Consider the following 19,800-nt stretch of genomic DNA (forward strand, 5'->3'; position numbering starts at 1 on the left):
GCTCTCTTCTCATAAAAAGACCACCTACTTTCTTAATTTTAACAATACTTCTCTTTAAAGAAGTTGTCCAATTAAGTGTAGACGGTCCAATATAGTCAAACTGATTTTCTATTGTGGTCTGAAAAGAAGATGGTTTCATGTTTCTCACCCCCTTTCTGTCTAGGAAAGGAAGTGAGCCTTGCTCGTTTATCTCCTTTCACTCTTAGTCCCAATGTGAAAGGGGGATTTGTTGCATTACTGATAAATAAACTTTGTAAAAAAGTTCTGAATAGCCAAAAAAGCATATAAACAGATTTATTTCTCTGTTTACATGCTTCTGTTATTCTATCTATATGATTTATAAAACCACATTGGTGGACGTACTTATCTATTGCAGATAGACGACTTTTTTTGACAAGAACCCAATGTAAGGAAATTTATTGTATATGATGTACTTCATGGCGACGTTGACCTCCAACAAACCGCCATTTGGAAGTAATATACAATATTTTAACAGCGTAAATAGCACTACCATATAACGGTTTTTTTTATTGGCGTTTAGTAGTGCTTTTTATTAAATATAAACCTATAAACCATATAACACGTTTTTCTATACCTGTTTTTAATTCAGTAGGAACAATAAAATGTATAGAGGTGGTCTACTATGCGTAAAAAAGAAGATAAATATGATTTTAGAGCCTTTGGTTTAGCCATTAAAGAAGCTCGATTGAAACGAGGTTTAACTCGTGAACAAGTGGGAGCATTGATTGAAATTGACCCACGGTACTTAACTAATATTGAAAATAAAGGGCAACACCCCAGCATACAAGTTCTTTATGACCTTGTATCGTTACTTCATGTTTCCGTTGATGAATTTTTCTTACCTGCTAATAACTTGGTAAAAAGCACCCGACGATTACAGATAGAGAAATACATGGATAGCTTTACAGACAAAGAACTATCCTTAATGGAATCTTTAGCCAGCGGTATCAACGAAGCAAGAAACATCGAAGACTAATTAAAAGAATCCATACATAACGGAAAGAGCCGATAAAATGAGATTGTATTAATCTCATTTTATCGGCTCTGCGTCTTTGCGTCTGGCTCTGTAATCACAGTTACTTTGAACTGCTTTATTTCAATTAAATTTTCTTGTCTGCATTTCGGACAATAGAGGGGGAATTTTTTTAATTCAGTATCTTCCCTTATCTTTAATCGTGTTTTATTTCCACATACAGGACACAATATCCACTTGTAGTTTATAATAACTATCTCCTCCTTTACACTTTAATTCAAATCTTTATTAAAAAATATTTCATCTTATTTAACAAGAAACCATATTTATATAACAACATAAAATACACTAAGTTATTTTATTGAACATATATCGTACTTTATCTATCCGACTATTTGGACGACGGGGCTGGCAAACAGGTTCACCGGTAGTAACATGGTACCCTTTTAACTCTGTTAAACAAACACTACGTCCATTTGTAAAGAAAGTTAAATCACTACGATATTCTTGAATACACCGAGCAGGGATTTCTCCACTAAGAATGACCTCATTATTTTTCAATTGAGTGTCTACGATGTTCGCACAATATTTAGGAGCATCGTTGTATGCTCGTGAAAGATATTCCTGTGGCGCATAAATTTTAAAACTAAGATATGGCTCTAACAATTCTGTTCCAGCTTTTTTTAAGACTTGTTCCAATACAATAGGAGCAAGCATCCGAAAATCTGCTGGGGTACTAACAGGGCTATAGTATAAGCCATACTTAAAACAGATTTTACAGTCCGTCACATTCCAACCATACAATCCTTGTTCACAGCCATAGCGTATCCCTTCCATAACTGCATTTTGAAATGATTGATTTAAGTATCCAAGAGAAACCGAGCTCTCATACTGCATTCCACTTCCCAACGGAAGCGGTGATACAGATAAACCAATGGAAGCCCAGAAAGGATTTGGCGGCACTTCGATGTGAATGGTATATTCTGCATTTTTTAACGGTCTCTCCATATAAATGACTGTAGGCTCTTTTAGTTCTATCTCCACATGATACTTTTCTTGCAACAGTGCACTAATCACTTCCATTTGTACTTTCCCTAAGAAAGAAAGTATAATTTCATGTGTCGTAGAATCCACGTAATATCGTAGAAGCGGATCACTATCTGAGATTTCCAAAAGGGCATCAAGCAACATTTCTCTCTGTTCAGGTTTACTCGGTTCAACAGTTGTTTGTAGTAGAGGGTGCGGATTTTCAATCTTTTTTCTCTGTGGCAATAGTTTTGTATCTCCAAGAACACTATTTAACTTCAAAAACTCATTTTGCAAAATAACAATTTCCCCGGAATAAGCCTTATCGATTTTACATAATTCACCATTTATTGAAGTATACATTTCTGTAATTTTTATTTTTTCCTTTTCCGATATTCTAACCGAATCTCGCAAATGCAGTACGCCACTATAAAGACGTATATATGCAAGACGTTGTCTTTTTTTTGTATATTCAATTTTGAAAACATTTCCGCAAAGTTCAGACTGACCTCGATGTGTTGATGAATAAAATTTATTCGTAATCACTTCTATAAGGTTATCAATCCCTATATTGTTTTTTGCACTTCCATGATAAAGAGGGAACAGAGAACAATTCTGAAATCTTATGCTTTCCTCTTGTTCGAGTTCCAATGCTTCTAATGATTTACCGGACATATATTTCTCTAAAAGGTCATCGTTTCCCTCTATTACCGTATCCCATTGTTCAGATTCGGTAAAGTTCGTCACACACATATTAGGATACAGTTCTACCTTCTGTTTGATTACAATTTCGGCAGAAAGTTTCTCTTTAATATCCTGATAAACCGTTGATAAATCAATTCCATTTTGGTCAATCTTATTGATAAAAAAGATTGTGGGAATCCCCATTTTCCTAAGTGCATGAAATAATATACGAGTTTGTGCTTGTACGCCATCTTTTGCAGAAATCAGTAGAATTGCCCCATCTAAAACTGATAATGAACGATATACTTCTGCTAAGAAATCCATATGTCCTGGCGTGTCTATGATGTTCACCTTCGTATTTTCCCACTGAAAAGAGGTTATTCCTGTCTGAATTGTAATTCCTCTCTGACGTTCTAAAAGCGTATTATCCGTCCTCGTTGTACCTTTGTCCACGCTTCCTAATTCTGTAATCGCTCCACTGTTATATAATAAGCTTTCTGTTAAGGTAGTTTTTCCCGCATCAACATGAGCTAAAACTCCAATATTAATAATTTTCATGTGATTTTCCTCCATTCAAAAGCCCAAAAGGGCATAAAAATCCCAGTGATAAATACTCTTATCACTGGGATTTTTATGCATAACCATAGGCATACAAAGCATACAGATATTCTCCGGATACTTTAGAATCACATGATAAAGGTATTCTTAAACTGGGTACAAAAAACTAAGCCCTCCTAAAAAAGGACATCCAATTATTTGTTCCCACTATCAAATTGACAGTTTATTTAAGAATACCTTGCCGCATATTTATTAACTCCTTTTAAATAGATACTTAAATAATAGCACGTAAGAGCATATTTGTAAAGGAATCTCCAATTTTTTATCAAAGAGAGTACGTGATTACAAAATAGCTGTAATAATGTACCAATATTTGTTATTCTATAATCTTCCAATTACTCCCGTTCTTTTCAAGTACCAAATCAAATTGAGATACCTGCGTTGCTTTGGTCTGCTGGTCGATATACTCCACTGTCAGCGATACCGTGACTTGATTATCCTTACGATTGTGAATAGGATTTACCAGTTCTTGAAAGATGTACTCTTTTCCGATTGGTTTTAATATCCCGTCATTCACATAGTAGGAAAGTTCACTGGCTGTCGCTGTAGGATAGAGCTTGAAGAACGTCGTTAAAAACTCATTGATTTCATTGGTTGTAATGGAATCAACCGTCCCCTCACTTTCAATGGCTTTTGGTTTATAACTTGATTTCTTAGGTATGTTGGTAATGGTCGGATTCTTAACCAGTACCATATTTCCAGAACCATCTACATAGACACTCACTATATAAGCAGAGTGGACGGTCTTTGTATTTTCTCCCTCTGTAATGAGCTGGTCTACACTGTAGGTTACATTAAACTCATTGTCGCCAGTTGGCTCTACCGTCCATATCTGAAATCCTCTTACAGAAGACGATACAGGAATATCTTTGCGTACTGTATCAACATTGAGAGCTTGAAGTTCATCTGTCAGATAGCCTTTTAGACTTTCCATTCGATTATCAATGGACTTATCGGATTGCTCCCATGAATAGTAGACTTTCGCAAAGTTCTCTACAAAATTTTCTACATGATGAGTATCAACGTATTCCTTTTCTATGATAGTTGTTTCGTGAATAGTATGAGTATCTATAGCTGTAAAGTGCTTGAATATCGCAAAGCTGAAACTAAGCCCTAAAAGTACCCACAAGGCAATCACAACCTTTTTATGAGGATTGACCTTATAGACACGAGGTTTCTTTTCCTTTGGTATCTGTTTTTCTTTATTCTGATTTTTTCTAAATTTCATCATTAAATCTTCCTTTCTCATTGTTTGATTCGTCCTGCTCCCACTAAATGCTGTTGCCAGTAGGGGCTTGTTAAGTCGGCATAACCGATTGGGTCGCCTGCATGAAACATACGGTTATTGCCAAGGTATATCCCAACATGAGTAATATAAGAGCCAGCGTTATAGGTAGAATGAAAGAAAACCAAATCGCCAGCTTGTGCTTCCGATAGTGGGATATGCTGGGTCACATCATATTGCTGTTGTGCGGTTCGTGGTAAGTTAATTCCAGCTTTTCCATACGTCCATTGTGTCAGTCCGCTACAATCAAAAGAAGTAGTCGGGGAAGCTCCACCGTAAACGTATCGCCAGCCCTCATATTTCAGTGCTTCGTCCATGATGGCTTGTACCGTATCATCATCAAACTCTGTTGTGACAAGATACTGCGTTACCAGTTGCACATAAAACATATTGCCATAGTTGTATCGCCAGCCCCCATTGATAGGTATGGCTATGGGATTGGGGTAAGACACTTTTTCGCCACCTGAATACTCTTTTGAGAAACTTTGAGCCAGTTCAAAGGTATATTTATTTCCACGATTAGCCACATACCCTAAGAAACCACCACCATAATTGTAGGACTGGATAACCGATTCTAAATCTACACTGAGCCTTTCGCTACTGGCTAATAATTCACTGAAATACTTCACACCTTGCTTAATGGATTCTTCTGTACTCAATGAATTAGGTGGAAGACCGAGGGATTCCGAGGACTGCATAACATCTTCCGCAGTACCGCCCGATTCCACCTGTATAATCGCAAGAAGTATGTTGACATATTCTTCAACGCCATATTCTTTGGCATATTTTTCTACCATAGGCTTATGAGCCAGCACTTCTGCGGAAACATTCACACCTCCATAATGAATATTGGAAATTCCGCTGTCCTGTTCATCTGAAAATAAAATGGCAACAAACAGAAGCAGTGAGAAGACCATCAAGAATAATTCAGAACCACCAATCACTAAAGTTTTCAACTTCATGGTTTCTTACCGACTTTCTTAATGGTGGCGGTTTTGATTGGTGGTCTACTTCTTGTATTTTGTAGTGGTACTCTTTGAACAGTAGACGGACGTTCTTTTGTGATTGGACGTTGTGAAGTTCTATCTGCTGTAGTGGTTGAAGTTGCTGGCTTTTGAACGGTTTTTTCTTGAACGGTATTGCCTTGGCGTTCCACTTTTGGACTTGAAAAATCGGACTTAACTGCTGGACGCTCTTGTTTGGCTTGTTGAGATTCCTTATATGAAGTCTGAATATTAGACTGTTTTGAGGTCTGTTCATCATGATATTGTTCTTGTCTTGTAGTCGGTCTTTCATGAACAGAAGAAGCAGGCTGTTTTTTCTGTTTGACCTGTTCCATTTCAGAGCGACGCTTCGCAATGGTTTTTCGCCTTTGTTCCTGCTGTTCCTTGCGTCCACTGGCTCTGTCCGCTTTGGTTTGAGAAATACTACTGGTTAAATCACGGACATTCTCTTTTACTTTGGATTTTCCTTGATATACTGCATATCTTGCATTGGTCGGCAAATCTTTAACCTGTTCTTTCAAACCACTAGCAGTGTCTACCATTCTGTCTTTGGTATCAGCTACTGTACCGATGGTTTGACCGATACGTTTTCCAAGTGTTGATTTTTCCTTTCCGTCTGGTCGGGAGTGATCTGCTTGTGTCCTTGCAGAACTCCCCGAACCCGACTGTCCTTTTTTACCTGTAACAATGGCAGACCCAGCCCCTAGAGTAGTCATGGAACGTCCAAGTTTCCGCTGTAGACGGTGCATGTGAGCGTGCATAAGCATACGAGGTTTTCTCATCACACGACTTCCCACACTTTGAGAATCGTTACTCTGTAGAGAAAACATACTCATTAAATCGCCCAGCTTGAAGTAGATTCCTGCAAAGGTCACAATCTGTAGAAAAGCAATCAAAAAGAACGGATAACCAGCCGATAAGGTATAGAGCATGGTTGAAATACTAAATGCTGTCGTAATAATCAATGTGATTCCAGCTCGTGTCAAAATGGTATTAAAGAGCTTTGTTATGGCTCGTTTTGACATACCATCAAATGATGGAATCATGCTTAAAATAAAGCTCACAGGCAGAAACATAGCATAGATGATAAAAAGTACCTGCGAGAAAATCATGATTCCTGTTAATAGGAATACAAATATGGAAATCCCAATATTGAAGACAAATAGGAAGAAGACTGTACCTAAACGGTTAATGGTCTTTGTAATGGTTAGATTGGTATTGCTTCTGTCTTCAATTTCTTCCGCAACAATTTTTTCTCTGTCTTCGCCATTGTTGGAATCTGGGCTGGTGGAGAGCAGGCTTTCCACACGGTCAATACCGATACTTTCAATGTCTGAACTGTTGTATTGAAGCAGTAGCCACGGTTGCTGAACCTGTATGGAAAACAGGCTATCTCTGATTAAGTCCACGCTGTCCTTGCCTTGACTATCGGAATGGGGCATGACAATCTTCGTGCCAAGTGATAAACTGGCATTACTGATGTCTGATGAAAAGTCATTGATTTTTTTAATGTAGTCGGGAGCGTAGGCAATAAAGGAAGCCGATAGGATAAACACCAGCACAAAATTCATAATGGCATGAATTGCCTTTGTGGTTTCTCTCTTTATCAGTCCCGTATAGGCAACATAAACCCCAAGAACCAAAATCAAGAGTAAGAGGAATCCAACATAGAAACCCTCTGTTGAAAATCCGTTTGCACTCACACCAGCTAAGGTCTGCATATTCTTACCAATGGAATCTGCTGTAGCGGAAATGAAGTCTAAGGAATAGGCTTCCTGTACTAAGTAACCTGTCGCATTGGAAACATACAAACTGATTGTCCAAATAAAATTGGTAATGGCATATAGTCCATACATGACCTGTTTTCCAATCCCGTCCGACCAGTTCCACGGAAGCCAGCCCCAGCTATTATCCACATAAAAATCCAGTTGATAGTTTTCAAGTGGGTATCGGCTGTATTCATTTGCCACATTGACCGTATCATCTACCAAGCCCGCAGCTTGAACCACCGTTCCCAGCATGGCTAAAAGAAAAATGGCAATCACAAGTGTGAAAGCCACTGTCATTGCCACTTTACCTAGACGTTTCAGCGTCCAGTTTGATTTTATTCTGTTTACTATTGATGGTTTCACATTTACACCTCTTTTCGCACAGGTGGTCTGGTATCAAAGGCATGGAGCAGTTCTTCAAATACAGGGTGGAACTGTATCACACCGACACGACCATATAAATCACTGATAAGGCATTGCCCGTTTTCCAAATCACGCAATCGCTTCTGATTGTTTTCGTCCTCTGGGTCTACACCAAAAAAGGCTAAGGTCTTTTTAATCTCGTTAAGGTCAGTGGAACGAAATGCAAATTTTAAGCCGAGGTTATTTTTCAGTTTTTCATCTAAGAGGTCGTCTGTATTTTGGGTCACGAAATATACCCCAGCGTTCATAGCACGACCAGCCCGAACCAGCTTCATAGATAGTGTTTTTCCTTGTGCTACCTGTAAAAAGCTCCATGCTTCGTCTAAATCTACAATCTTGAAAATGCTTCGGTCTGTATGGATAAAGTCTAAAGCAAAGGTACTAATGACAATCAGCATAGCAACGGATAAAAGCTCCATAGTGGTATATTCCTCAAAGGAAGTTTCCTTGTCGGGAAGTACCAAGTCCGCAACCTGTATAATGTTCAGTTGTTTTTCTAAGCTGATAGACTGCTCCACATAACCATTACTGAATAATAAATGTGCAAAGTCATAGTCTGTAAAACTTTCGATATGGTCGGCTATACTGGTACTTAGTGGCGTATTCTCAACCCGTAATTCCTCAATCACTTTCATCAACCCTCGTACTTCACTATTGGTTACTGCACGAATGGCTTTTCTAAGGATTGGGAAGCGTTCCCCATCACGAGAGGAAATCCCCGTAAGGAATGTCAGAATATCAATAGCCAGTGATTCAGAATCTTTGGGATTTTTCATAATCACATAAGGGTCAAGTAAGCCTTTGTTTTTCTCATCAGAAGTCAGAGTGACGATATTGATTTCATGGGAAATCTCTGGCAAGGTTTCTTTCCATCTGCCACGTTCTGCTTTTGGGTCTACAATCACTGCTTGTGCCCCATAAAGCACCGCATAATAGACGATAAGGTTATTCGCAAAGGATTTACCACCACCCAGCGAACCAACAAAAGCCGACGCTAACGCATTGGTTACTGAACCCTTAACCCCTTGACTGGCAAGAGCAGGTTTCAGATAGACATTGCGTCCAGTATCTAAGCTGTAGCCAACATAAATCCCCTCATTTTCCCCCAGCATTTGAGTAGCACCAAAACCTAAACCAGCGAGGAAATCAGAGGTCACGTATTGAATATAATCATTCATATAACGCTTGCTGGCAGGTAAAAATTCTTCATGTAAGCCGAGCATATCCCCAAATGGTCGTACCAGTTTTACGCTTAAATCGTCATAAAAATCTTTCACTTCATTACAACGACGTTTGAGTTCGTCAAGATCATTTGCTGATACCCTTACCACATAAGACAGCTTGTACATAGATTCCTTGCTTTGGTCTAAATTGGTTTCCAGCTCATTCACACTTTCCAGAGCTTCCGCCACATTGGAGCTGGTTTCATTATCACTTTGCCAAGCGTGGTTATCCAAGTCTTTCAGTTCTTTCTTTTTATTGCGGACAGTAGATAGGGCTTTACGATTCGCTACAATTTCCACATTCATTGACGTATCAATCGGGAATGTAAATTGCTGTTGCTGGTAGTAGAAGATTTCAGAGGACGGGAAGTCCAGTTCTCCGACAATGCTGTTAATGGTAAAGTAAGCTACATAGACGGTTTCATCTTCCTGCTGGATTTTCAAATATCGCTGTTTTTCTTCCACCAAACAGCGAGTAGGCTTAATCAAGTCATAGTATTTAATCAGCGTTTCATTATCCAGCTTTTTCTTTGATAGATGGTACTCATACTCTTCATAGGCAGTGCCTGTCTGTCCGTAAAGGTGTTCAATCAGATAGCCGAAGTCGTCCTTATCTAACCTGCGGATTTTGAAACGACGAGAGATTTTATTTTCTAAGAGCTTTTCCATCTTCTGAAAACGCAGGATTTCATCATTACTCATACTAACAAAATCGCCCATCAGCTTATGGTTCACATCATAGACAAAATCAGACAAAGCATTTTTTGCTTCAACGGTAAGACTTTTCATAGAAAACTCCTGATCGTTGAGAAGCAACTTAAAGCCGATAAAGAAACGGTAGTTCACTTGATTTTCGCCAATCATGGATATTAAAGCGTCTGTCTGTTGGTCGATTTTGTCATAGGCAACCGCTTTGAGCTTGCCAGTGACTTCATTTTTGGAACGCTCTTGTGCAGAACGTATGCTGGATTCTGTACTGATTTGTAAAGCATGAATTTTGCCATCACGATTTTGTGCGATAAGCTGTCTGAAAGAATCATGCACTTGTATTTTCTGTTCTGGACTTAGAAATGAGTAATTGTAAGGAACAAGCTCATAGTAAGCATAACATTCCCCGTCTTTATTCCAGACGAGATTGTTTTCAATGTATTTAATTGGATATGCCATAAAATTCACTCCTAACTGCTGTAATGGCTTCTTGTGGCTGGTTTCTGCCAAGCGTTACTTTTTTTCCTGCATAGGTCAGCTTTGGTCGCAGTGCATAAGCAATGACAGACTTCAAAAATCCATAAGGCTTTTTACCATCAAAAGTTTTTGTAGACATAAACCATGTGAAAGCCACAGGAATCCCAAAGTATTTGAGAAATGCTCCCTCTATCATGGAAAGAGGGGGCAAGTTGCCAAGTATCATCACTGCAAAGAGTGACACGACAAACCATGTCATTTGCGTAAAGGTTATGGGAAACGGAAGTCTAAAATCATTGATAGAATACAGTACCTTTTCCACAGACCAGATACTGGTATAGCTTCGTATTTTCTTCATGTAATCAATCCTTTCATAAAAAATAGGGGTAGCTGATTGAGCCACCCCGTAAAATAGAAAATCTGCCAGTAGTAATGTACCGACAGATTTAATAGACGATTTCAAAAATCCCATGATTGGTTGAGATAAACGTTCCTGAAAGGTCTAAATCCCGACCATAGGCTTGATAATCAATATAGTTTTGAAGACTAGCTGGTACTTCGCCTAAAGCACCCGTTTCTTCAATGTAGTAGCGTGCCACGTCATACATATCATCACAATCGGAATGAATGATAATATCCTCTTGATGTTCGCTTAGTTCTTCAATGCTTGAAAAATGAGTGAGCAGAGCAGATAGCTCCGATTGTAATTCTTCGGGTAATTCCGATACCATTTCCCATAGTCGATTGAGTTCGCCAATGGAAGTGTATTCGTCAACCGTAAAGGGTAACTCGTAGTCATGAATGGCGTATTCCTCATATTCATCATTCAAGCCGATTTTCTCTTTGACTTCCTCAAAGTCAATGGGAAAGGTAAACCACGCACCGACCAATTCGCCCTCATTGTATTTGCCTAAATTCGCAATATAGACTTGCATATCGTCCATATATTCACGTCCTTTCTTTGTAGAGATTCAAAAATCCCTACCGCACTTCGTTTGGTGTACCATTCCTTTGCGGAACATAAGAAAACCACTTATATTCCACAAAAGAACGGTTTTATTTAAGCACCAATAATGCGATTGAATAGCTCTAGTAAAATGTCTTTTACTCCAGCAGCGTTGAAGACTAAGCCAACCGCAATAATCGCAATAATTAAAAAGCCAATCAGTTTGCTAAACTCACGCTTGAAGCCAAGATACAAGCCAATCACAACGATTGCTAAAAGCACCAGTGATTGAGCGTTTGATAGAAACCAGTTATAAAGGTTTTGTCCAAAATTCATAAAAATGTTCTCCTCTCTATATTCAATGAATTTGTATTTGAGTTATTTTTTTGTTGTTATCACGTCCTGTTCTTTTACTGACTGTTGCTTCAAAATCTGCTTGTGTCGGTCTGTCAGTTTCGCATGGTCGAGAATGTCTTTTACAACCTGCGTCTGGTTGATTTCATCAAGTTTAATCGCAACCTTTAAGGTCGGGGCAACTTGATGAGATAGCCAGTTCAGCGTCCTTTGGAAGGAGTAAGGCTCTGGTTTTGTGGTTAGTTTTAATCGTTCACGATTGTTCCCAATAAACCAAGCCCATTCTTCATTCAGTTTCCAATCAGAACGAGGTTTGGAATCGTCTTTATCTACAAAACGGATATACCGATTGATAATTTTAAAGGCGGTATGCTCTGGATTGTCATAGACGAGTAAATCACGGACTGCATAATAGGCACGCTCATTTTTCAATCGAATCTCAAAACGGTTTTTTACTTCTGCGTCTTCAATGGGAATATCATTTTTCTTGTACTGCTCGTAGTCCTTTTCATAGATACAGAAATAAACTTCACTTTGTAATGAACCGATATAGAGGGTGTTTCCCATACATTCCTTTTCCTCTTTGCGTACCAGTTCGCCACTGCGATAGCTTTTAAAACTGCGGAAGACGGAGATACATTCTTCCTGTTGGCACTTTTCAGTGAGTACAGGGATATTTAAAATCCCTGTCTTATCGTTAATGGCAAGGTCAAGGCGTTTCATCACACCGCCAGCCACCAAAACGTCCATAAAGAACTCATACCAGCTTCTTTGTTGTGCCAGAAGATAGCTTTCAAATTGTCTGCACCCACGACCTTTCAATTCCACCAGAACTCCTTTGTCCAGTTCATGGGAGCAAAGGACGAATATGTCGCCTAAAGCATAATGCTCTGAATAAGAATAGAAACCATAGTCCTCATGAAGAAAATAGGACAGTTTCAGTTGTAAGATGTTTTCGACCACCTGCTGTACGTCTGTTGTCGGAAAGCGAATTCTTACATAATCAAACAGCATTTCAAGGGGAGCGTCGGGATTGAAGCGTTCCAGAGCTTCCCAAAGGGACTGCTGTAAATCCTCTGATGGCTTGACTTTTCCTGTTTCAATATCGCTTAGATACTGCCTTGTAATACCAGTCGCAACAGCTAAACGGTTTTGAGATAGTCCATAAGCCAAGCGTTTTTCTTTTAAATGCTGTAACCAAGTTTGTTCATTCAGTAAAAATCCCTCCAATCAAAAAGGCGTATGTCAACTTTTAAAGCCCATTTGACATACGCTGAAATTTTGTAAATCCCTTGTAACCAAAGGATTTTCTAATGTTTTTTTGACTGTTTCCTGTCGATTTGTACCCCCCTGTTAGATACGGGGGGTTAAGTGCTGGCGTGGCTATTGCCACACCAGCCAGCAAGATCAGTCCACACCTGCGACTTCCGCTTCGCACGTCGCCTGCGTGGACTGTCTGCTGTTGGATAACTTTTTAATTTCCTCCAAGAAATCATATCCTTTTGGTACAAGGGGAGTATAAAACTCTGATATGACACTTGTTCCTACATCAACATAGCCACGACCTTTGATTCGCTTTAAGAAGAAATCCTTTTGTACGTCACTGCCAAACATCATGCCATAGCCCATTTCAGACATACGACCTAAAGCCACTCTGAAATTAAACTGATCACGGATTCCGTCGCCTAAATATTTTGCGTCTGGACGTTGACAAGCCAGTATTAGAAAGAAGCCAGCTTGACGACCTAACATGACAATCTGTTTCAGCTTATTCATAACTGCGGTGTTTTCTTTTGTTCCCAGCATTTCCATGAAAGCGACGTATTCATCAAAGATTAAGAAGTGTGCCGGGAGACCTAAGTAAGCATAATTTTTGCCAGTCTTATAGTTCTTCATCTGCTTCATTTCCTCACTACGTTTCATCATTTCTTCATAGAATGTTTCAATGCAAGAAAGCAAGTCTTCTTTTCTATAGTAGACATTTGCCATCACAGAACCTAAGTCCGCAAGATCAGCATTTTTCGGGTCAAGAATATACAGTTTTGAATCTGTATGAAGCAAGGCTTCAATCAGTGTCAGTATAAAGTAAGTTTTACCGCCACCTGTACCACCAGCAATCAACATATGAGGGAGCTTATCATATTCCCACCATACGTTTTTCATTAAGCGAAGTTTACCATCTTTAGCTTCTACTTCATCAATAGAAATACGACTGGCTATGGTGTCATAGAGCAAAGTATATTCCACATAGGAATCCTTTAACTCTTTATCCGTCAGCTCACAGTACAAGCCACTCTCTAATTTCTTTTCCAAGTGTAAGAGTTGGTCTTGATATTTTCCCAGCGTGATTTCCACCCGTATCTGTATCAAGCCATTTTTAAGTCGATAATACATTTTAGGGAAGTAGGTTATCTTTTCCTTTGTACGACCAGCACTATCTTTAAAGAAACCCTCTGTTTTGACCTGTTCAGATTCATACCACTTGTTTTCAAGTATCATCTTTGCCAGTTTTTGACGGTGGTAAAGTTGTTTAACCGTATCATAGCGAACCCGTTTGAATACAAACGCTACCAGCAAGCAGATAAGAATTGCGACACTGAAACTGATAATTAAATAGGGAATGTCAATCTTATCTGCTTGTGATAGGTTAAAATCCTGCCAGTTGATCTGCTGGATTGTCTTCACATGAAACAGTCCGACAACCAGCAGGAAAACAGGCAGGAGTGACGCTATCGTAAAATGAAAGACTAAATCTTTACCAGATGGGCGAATCCTTTTACCACGCTGTTTCATGCGAAAAAGTCTCCTTTCTACCTAGCGACTATTTGTCTTGTGTCGGTTCTTTCTTTGCTTGTGGTTGAGCTTTGAATGAACTAGAATCCTTTGTCAGCACAATATCGTCTGCCTTGATATACCAGTCAACATCTGCTCCTTGATAGGTGGCAGTAGCAACGGTGTCCGCAATGGGATTGATAAGTTCCACCCGTGCGTTATAATCAAACTCTTTCAAAGGCACGCTGGCAGGAATACTTACTTGAATCATGCGTCCTTGTCCTTTGGATTTTAAGTCATAGGTACGTTCCTTGATTTCATCTGAAACCGACCCGTCTTCATTTTGGATTCTCACTTCACGACGTAGAGCAGAGAATTTCAATTCTCCAAAAGTCGTGTCTTTATCTAATACAATGCCATTTGCTAATCTCATCATTTTTCCTCTCTTTCTTTATTCTTTTATCATGTCGTCAGCATGTAAAAGGTAATTTGTAAAACCACGAGTGCCGATTTTGTAGCCCTCTGCGGTAATACGTGGATTGACTAACTTCACACGTTCCTCAAAGCCGAAATGTTTTTCGCCAGCTTCAGCAGGAAGCACCACCACAATATCATCTGCTCTTTGAACATCAGAATAGAGATTATAGCTTCTTGATAAGACAGTTAGCCGTCCGTTGATTCTTCGCTGAACGACTTTATCCTCGCCAGCAAATTCTAAATTGCCGAATGTTTTTTCCATGTTGGGAATCACAAATTTAAGTTCCATATTTTTACCTATCCTTTCTTTTTTATTGGCTGAATGAATGTTTGATGGTCTTAAAGAGTGGGGAACGACCTTTTGATTCTTGATTTTTTGTTTTCATAAGTTCACTTCCTTTCAAAATCGGGTAAAAAAATAGACACCTCATTTTTTGAAGTGTCTACCTATTAAATATTCAAATTTTATTGGAAGTATCTTTATATCTTCACTTTTCAAGGATAAATCGTCGTATCAAAGCTCATTCATAAGTAGTAAATTAGTAGTAAATTGAGTGGTTTTGACCTTGATAAAGTGTGATAAGTCCAGTTTTTATGCGGATAACTAGATTTTTATGCTATTTTTCTAGTAAACATATTGTATTTATCTTTATCATCTTTATCGTTTGACAACTCCAATTGCATTACTACTGATATGCCTATTACTGCACCAATTATTGTTGCTATATCTATTTTATTGAACAGAATTAGTTGAGTAATAATCATGAATATAATGATAAATATAACTGACGTCACACTATAAAACAATTTCTCCTTCATTCTTCTCAGCTCCCTAATTTAAATGGATTTTGAAGTTTACACCTTTTGTAGAGGGTATAATTTTAAAGGTTCCGTTATGAAATGTGATGCAATCCATAATGATCGTTGAACCGATACCGTGTCCTTCTTTGTTGTCTTTTGTTGTGTAATTTGAATGAAGCATGTGTTTCTCTGTCGTCTTACTTATGCCAACACCGTCATCTTTGTAGTTAATTTCTAAACCTTCATTTATATTCTTAATGTTGATTTCGATGTTTGGGTTACATTTGTTATGATCGATACTATTATCTATAAGGTTCATCATCATACGTTCAAAATATAGTTTATTGCCATAAAATTTTTGTTCTGTTAATTGATTGATAATTTCAAGTTTGTCGTATTGTATCGTTCTTCTCAGCTGCTTTAACGTTTCTGTAATATCGAATGATTCTTTATGAATGGTCATTTGATCTGTTTCGTATCTGAAGTTATTGTTTAAACTATCAATCAGCTCAGTCATATATGCAGCTTTATCTGAAATTAAAATCGCATATTTCTTAGTATCAATTTCTTCTGATGATAAGAGCTTGGCGTAACCATAAATAGATGTTAAAGGTGATTTTAAATCATGAGATAGTTGATTAAGCCATTTCTCGCGGTAGTAATTAATTTGATTTTGATAGATTTTATCTTCTGTCAGTTGTAAGTTTAAGCTTTCTACAGAATTATTAAGTTCTTTAAATAATTTTTTGCTTCTTTTGTTGTAGTGTTTAGAGCTTGGTTTAAACAATTTACCTTTAGAAAGATTTTCTATCCAATCGGTATAGAAGAATAATGGCTTAGAAAGTCTTTTAGAAATGATAAATGCGAAAATAATTACTAAAATCATGTTGAGTAAAAGTAACAATAAGTATGTTAATGCTAAAAATTTAAATGTCTTATTTTCTATGTCATTAAATTCATCTGTATATTGAACTTTATGATAAGCAGGATTATCTATAAATGTTAATTGATTATCCTTTTCGACATGATAATACTTATTATAATTATTGATATACAAGCTACTTATCAATTTTTTAGTATCAATTTCTTCTATTGAATATATGTGATGGTTGTGCGATTTTGGATAAATTAATATGACACTATAGTCATCACTACGAAATGGAATGGCTTGTGTATTGTATAAGTTTTCAACAAGTTTATTTTTCAAATTCATTTGTTTTTTAGGATAAAGGACATTGGCATCTTTATCGATAATATACAAATGAACATGATTGTCTTTTAATTTTTGTTTTAAATCATCACTCAGTTTATAGCCATTTTTTTTATTTGATATTGAAAAATCCATATAAAAATCATCAACTTCATCTAGATCTGAATAAGCAATTTTTATAACATTTGTAAAGAAAAGCCATATGCCAATAACACCTATAATAAAAGTAATCGTAAGAAAAATAAAAATGTATTTCGTGAATTTCCATGTGAATCTTTTATTCATTTCATTAACCTCTATATATGTAACCTTTTCCTCGAACTGTCTGTATAAGTTGAGGGTTGTTTGGGTCAACTTCTATTTTTTTGCGTAATGTTCGAATGTGAACCATTAATGTATTGTCATCCACACTGACTGAATAACCCCATACGCGTTCGTATATTTGACTCTTCGTCAAAACTTGGTTTTTATTTTTAATAAAATAAGCGAGAAGGTCATATTCTCTTGATGTCAGATTAGCTTTTTTATTATTTGTAATGACATCAGTTGTATCTAGATTGACTTTCAAGTTCTTATTGTGATGCGTATTGATATTTTTAATATGTACAGAGACGCGATAAGCAAGTTCAATAGGATCAAATGGTTTCTTCACATAATCTACGGCACCATTTTCAAACCCTTTATAAACATCTAAATCAGAATCTTTCGCTGTAACGATAATCAGTTTAGTATCTTCATGTTTAATATATTTCACGAGTTCATAGCCGTTTTCTGATTTTAAGTTTAAATCAAGCAACACGACATCAAAGAGATGGGCTTTTAATTTTGCTTCAGCTTCTGGTTTGTCACTTGCTAAATATATGTCACCTAATTGTTTATTAGATAAGGATATTTTTATCAATGTTTGTATATCTAAATCATCTTCTACTATTAATATTTTGGCAGTCATTTTTACACCTCTATATTATTGTATATTTTCATTTTATATGTATCTAGACGTATATGTAAAATTAAGTCAGATTTAAGGTTTATATAAGTCAGATTTTATTTTAACTTGTTAATATAATATGTGAGGTGAATAGAATGAACAGAATAGAAGTTGCTGATGCACTAAGGGGATTTAGTTTATTTGGCATATTTATGGCCAATTTATTAATTTTTCAATTTGGTTTAACAGGGCAATTATACATAGATCAGTATCATTTAAGTGGTTTGAATCAAACAATTTATCATATTATCAAGATTATATTTGAAGGCAGCTTTATGCCCATATTTGCGATTTTATTTGGTTTTTCTTTAGATAAGCTCTATCAATCTATGAAAAGTAAACAAGTTAAACGTCCAAGAATTAAGCTGTTAAGAAGAGCTATATTCTTATTAATATTAGGTAGTTTACATGCTTATTTTATATGGGAAGGAGATATCTTATTTGGTTATGCACTATCGATGTTAATCGTGATTCCATTCATTTCATTGAATCGTAAATTTTTTAAATGGGTGACGATTATTGGATTTGGGTTCATATTAGCAATGTCAGTTGTTTCTTTATTTGATACTTCAGGTCCTATTATAGAAACGAGTGATAAAGTTTCGTATGTGCATGAAGTTAAAACGTTATTTAGTGAAGGTAGTTATTGGGATATTCGTGAAGCGGATGCTAATATTCAAGATCCGAAATTCATGCAATTAAAAGCAATGCTTGGCGATAATATAGGGTGGTTATTTGTAATGATTCTGTTTATAGAAGTTCCATATTTTACTTTAGGTATATGTTTATCAAAATATAAATGGTTTGAAAAACGTATTAAAGATCAACACATTTCAAAATGGTTTATATATTTAATACCGGTATCGATATTAGGGAAGTCTTCTTATTTATGGTTATCGAATGAAAATGTGACAGATAACATAGCTATAATATTTGGTATATCGCTGGCCATTGGTTTTATTTGTTTATTTAAATACTTATATCAAACGTATCAACAAAACGTAATATTTAGAGGGTTTGAAAGTCTCGGTAAAATGTCGTTATCGATGTATATTTTACAAAGTATAATCGGAACACTCATTCTATATGGCTATGGATTAGGATTCTTTGGTAAAGATATACTCATAGTGACATCGTTTAGTTTTATGTTAATTTATGTATTACAAATGATTTTTGCAACATGGTATCAAAAGCATTTGCGATATGGTCCGCTAGAATATATACTTCGTATGTTTACACATTGGAAAATTAAAGTAGGGAAGAGGAGATGAAATAATAATGATTGAAACAGTTAAGAAAGTCGCACGCATATTATTTGTCGTATTTTCAGGACTATTAGTCGCAAGATATGTCATTCAGCAGCTTAATCAATTTACTGATATGCATTTAAGTTGGTTCTATTTAGAACGTGTGCCATATAGTTTCATTATCATTGTTATTTTATATTTCATCTGCATTGTCGTTTATAGTTCATTGCGTACATATGAACAAAGAGATTAGTTTAAGTATATAAAGAGAGGGAGCTGGACGTATTGTCCAGCTCCCATTTTTGTTTGCTATTCTTTTGGTTTAATAGATTTAACATTTTTAAATCCGCTTTTCATACTTGCAAGGTGTTCCATGAAATCGTGCCACTCTGTACCAGCTTCTTCAAACGTTTGCTGTAATAATTCATTTTGTGCTTGGTTCAATTTATGAACTAATGCACTACCTTCTTCAGTAGGGTATAAATGTTTCACACGTCTATCGTTATCAGAGTCTACATATCTAATTAATTTTTTCTCTTTTAATTTTTTTAATGAAGCGTGAGAAGCTTGTTTTGATATTTCAAGTGTATCTAATAAATCTTTAATTGTTATACCTGGCATTTGATCTATAAAAAATAAAAATCTATGATGTTGTCTGTTCATGCCATGATTTTTAATAATATCGTCAGCTGTATTGATAAATGTTTTGTATGCGAAATAAAAAAGCATATGATCATAATTGTTTTTATTATCCATCGTGTCGACTCCTTTTCAACTATTATAAAGGATAGTTG

The 19,800-nt window shown here is 36.7% G+C and carries 21 protein-coding genes; 3 read left to right on the forward strand and 18 right to left on the reverse strand.

Annotated elements, in window-relative coordinates:
* The first annotated feature begins 643 nt into the window (after positions 1–643).
* The gene (locus LQ686_RS08510; protein WP_001227347.1) at positions 644–997 is read left to right on the forward strand and encodes a helix-turn-helix transcriptional regulator; all 354 of its coding nucleotides are present in this window, start codon (positions 644–646) and stop codon (positions 995–997) included.
* 59 nt (positions 998–1,056) lie between these two features.
* Here the strand turns inward: LQ686_RS08510 and LQ686_RS08515 are convergent, their stop codons facing one another.
* From LQ686_RS08515 to LQ686_RS08600, 17 genes are all read right to left on the reverse strand, one after another.
* A complete protein-coding gene (locus tag LQ686_RS08515; RefSeq protein ID WP_000336323.1) occupies positions 1,057–1,224 on the reverse strand; it encodes a cysteine-rich KTR domain-containing protein in 168 nt (55 codons plus the stop codon).
* A 118-nt stretch (positions 1,225–1,342) separates the two neighbouring features.
* Positions 1,343–3,262 (reverse strand): tetracycline resistance ribosomal protection protein Tet(M), encoded by a 1,920-nt coding sequence (tet(M), locus tag LQ686_RS08520; protein WP_010729924.1) that lies wholly within the window; start codon positions 3,260–3,262, stop codon positions 1,343–1,345.
* A 15-nt stretch (positions 3,263–3,277) separates the two neighbouring features.
* Positions 3,278–3,364, reverse strand: coding sequence for a tetracycline resistance determinant leader peptide (locus LQ686_RS08525; RefSeq protein ID WP_012386611.1), 87 nt, complete (start codon positions 3,362–3,364; stop codon positions 3,278–3,280).
* Positions 3,365–3,638: 274 nt separating this feature from the next.
* On the reverse strand, positions 3,639–4,571 hold the full coding sequence (locus LQ686_RS08530; RefSeq protein WP_001224318.1) for a conjugal transfer protein: 933 nt from the start codon (positions 4,569–4,571) through the stop codon (positions 3,639–3,641).
* Positions 4,568–5,569, reverse strand: coding sequence for a bifunctional lytic transglycosylase/C40 family peptidase (locus tag LQ686_RS08535; protein ID WP_050224153.1), 1,002 nt, complete (start codon positions 5,567–5,569; stop codon positions 4,568–4,570). The genes LQ686_RS08530 and LQ686_RS08535 overlap by 4 nt, the downstream gene beginning before the upstream one ends.
* Positions 5,566–7,743: a CD3337/EF1877 family mobilome membrane protein gene (locus LQ686_RS08540; RefSeq protein ID WP_000804748.1), complete on the reverse strand. Its 2,178-nt coding sequence runs from the start codon at positions 7,741–7,743 to the stop codon at positions 5,566–5,568. The genes LQ686_RS08535 and LQ686_RS08540 overlap by 4 nt, the downstream gene beginning before the upstream one ends.
* A gap of 2 nt (positions 7,744–7,745) precedes the next feature.
* Positions 7,746–10,193 carry a conjugal transfer ATPase TcpF gene (tcpF, locus tag LQ686_RS08545; RefSeq protein WP_000331160.1) on the reverse strand — a complete coding sequence of 816 codons (2,448 nt, stop codon included), beginning with the start codon at positions 10,191–10,193 and terminating at the stop codon, positions 7,746–7,748.
* Positions 10,177–10,569 (reverse strand): conjugal transfer protein, encoded by a 393-nt coding sequence (locus LQ686_RS08550; RefSeq protein WP_000723888.1) that lies wholly within the window; start codon positions 10,567–10,569, stop codon positions 10,177–10,179. Before LQ686_RS08550 ends, tcpF begins: the two co-directional genes overlap by 17 nt.
* A gap of 88 nt (positions 10,570–10,657) precedes the next feature.
* Complete coding sequence (locus tag LQ686_RS08555; protein WP_000342539.1) at positions 10,658–11,155, reverse strand: antirestriction protein ArdA; 498 nt, start codon at positions 11,153–11,155, stop codon at positions 10,658–10,660.
* 116 nt (positions 11,156–11,271) lie between these two features.
* Positions 11,272–11,493 (reverse strand): hypothetical protein, encoded by a 222-nt coding sequence (locus tag LQ686_RS08560; protein WP_001009056.1) that lies wholly within the window; start codon positions 11,491–11,493, stop codon positions 11,272–11,274.
* 42 nt (positions 11,494–11,535) lie between these two features.
* Positions 11,536–12,741, reverse strand: coding sequence for a MobT family relaxase (gene mobT / locus LQ686_RS08565; RefSeq protein ID WP_000398284.1), 1,206 nt, complete (start codon positions 12,739–12,741; stop codon positions 11,536–11,538).
* A gap of 177 nt (positions 12,742–12,918) precedes the next feature.
* Entirely contained in the window at positions 12,919–14,304 is a 1,386-nt protein-coding gene (locus tag LQ686_RS08575) for an FtsK/SpoIIIE domain-containing protein (protein ID WP_000813488.1), read from the reverse strand.
* A 28-nt stretch (positions 14,305–14,332) separates the two neighbouring features.
* Positions 14,333–14,716 (reverse strand): YdcP family protein, encoded by a 384-nt coding sequence (locus LQ686_RS08580; RefSeq protein ID WP_001234286.1) that lies wholly within the window; start codon positions 14,714–14,716, stop codon positions 14,333–14,335.
* Positions 14,717–14,734: 18 nt separating this feature from the next.
* Positions 14,735–15,049 (reverse strand): YdcP family protein, encoded by a 315-nt coding sequence (locus LQ686_RS08585; RefSeq protein WP_000420682.1) that lies wholly within the window; start codon positions 15,047–15,049, stop codon positions 14,735–14,737.
* A 323-nt stretch (positions 15,050–15,372) separates the two neighbouring features.
* Positions 15,373–15,579, reverse strand: coding sequence for a hypothetical protein (locus LQ686_RS08590; RefSeq protein WP_239733273.1), 207 nt, complete (start codon positions 15,577–15,579; stop codon positions 15,373–15,375).
* A 13-nt stretch (positions 15,580–15,592) separates the two neighbouring features.
* On the reverse strand, positions 15,593–17,056 hold the full coding sequence (locus LQ686_RS08595; protein ID WP_182579428.1) for a sensor histidine kinase: 1,464 nt from the start codon (positions 17,054–17,056) through the stop codon (positions 15,593–15,595).
* A gap of 4 nt (positions 17,057–17,060) precedes the next feature.
* The gene (locus LQ686_RS08600) at positions 17,061–17,720 is read right to left on the reverse strand and encodes a response regulator transcription factor (RefSeq protein WP_233678252.1); all 660 of its coding nucleotides are present in this window, start codon (positions 17,718–17,720) and stop codon (positions 17,061–17,063) included.
* A 134-nt stretch (positions 17,721–17,854) separates the two neighbouring features.
* On the opposite strand from LQ686_RS08600, the gene LQ686_RS08605 reads away from it, so the two are divergent.
* Positions 17,855–19,030, forward strand: coding sequence for a DUF418 domain-containing protein (locus LQ686_RS08605; protein WP_239733274.1), 1,176 nt, complete (start codon positions 17,855–17,857; stop codon positions 19,028–19,030).
* Between the two features lie 7 nt (positions 19,031–19,037).
* The gene (locus tag LQ686_RS08610) at positions 19,038–19,259 is read left to right on the forward strand and encodes a hypothetical protein (RefSeq protein ID WP_107590481.1); all 222 of its coding nucleotides are present in this window, start codon (positions 19,038–19,040) and stop codon (positions 19,257–19,259) included.
* Between the two features lie 56 nt (positions 19,260–19,315).
* On the opposite strand, the gene LQ686_RS08615 is transcribed toward LQ686_RS08610, so the two are convergent.
* Positions 19,316–19,762, reverse strand: coding sequence for a MarR family winged helix-turn-helix transcriptional regulator (locus tag LQ686_RS08615; protein WP_025906982.1), 447 nt, complete (start codon positions 19,760–19,762; stop codon positions 19,316–19,318).
* Positions 19,763–19,800: the final 38 nt, after the last annotated feature.

The sequence above is a fragment of the Mammaliicoccus sp. J-M41 genome, from assembly GCF_022385935.1.
Taxonomy (GTDB): Bacteria; Bacillota; Bacilli; order Staphylococcales; family Staphylococcaceae; genus Mammaliicoccus; species Mammaliicoccus sciuri_A.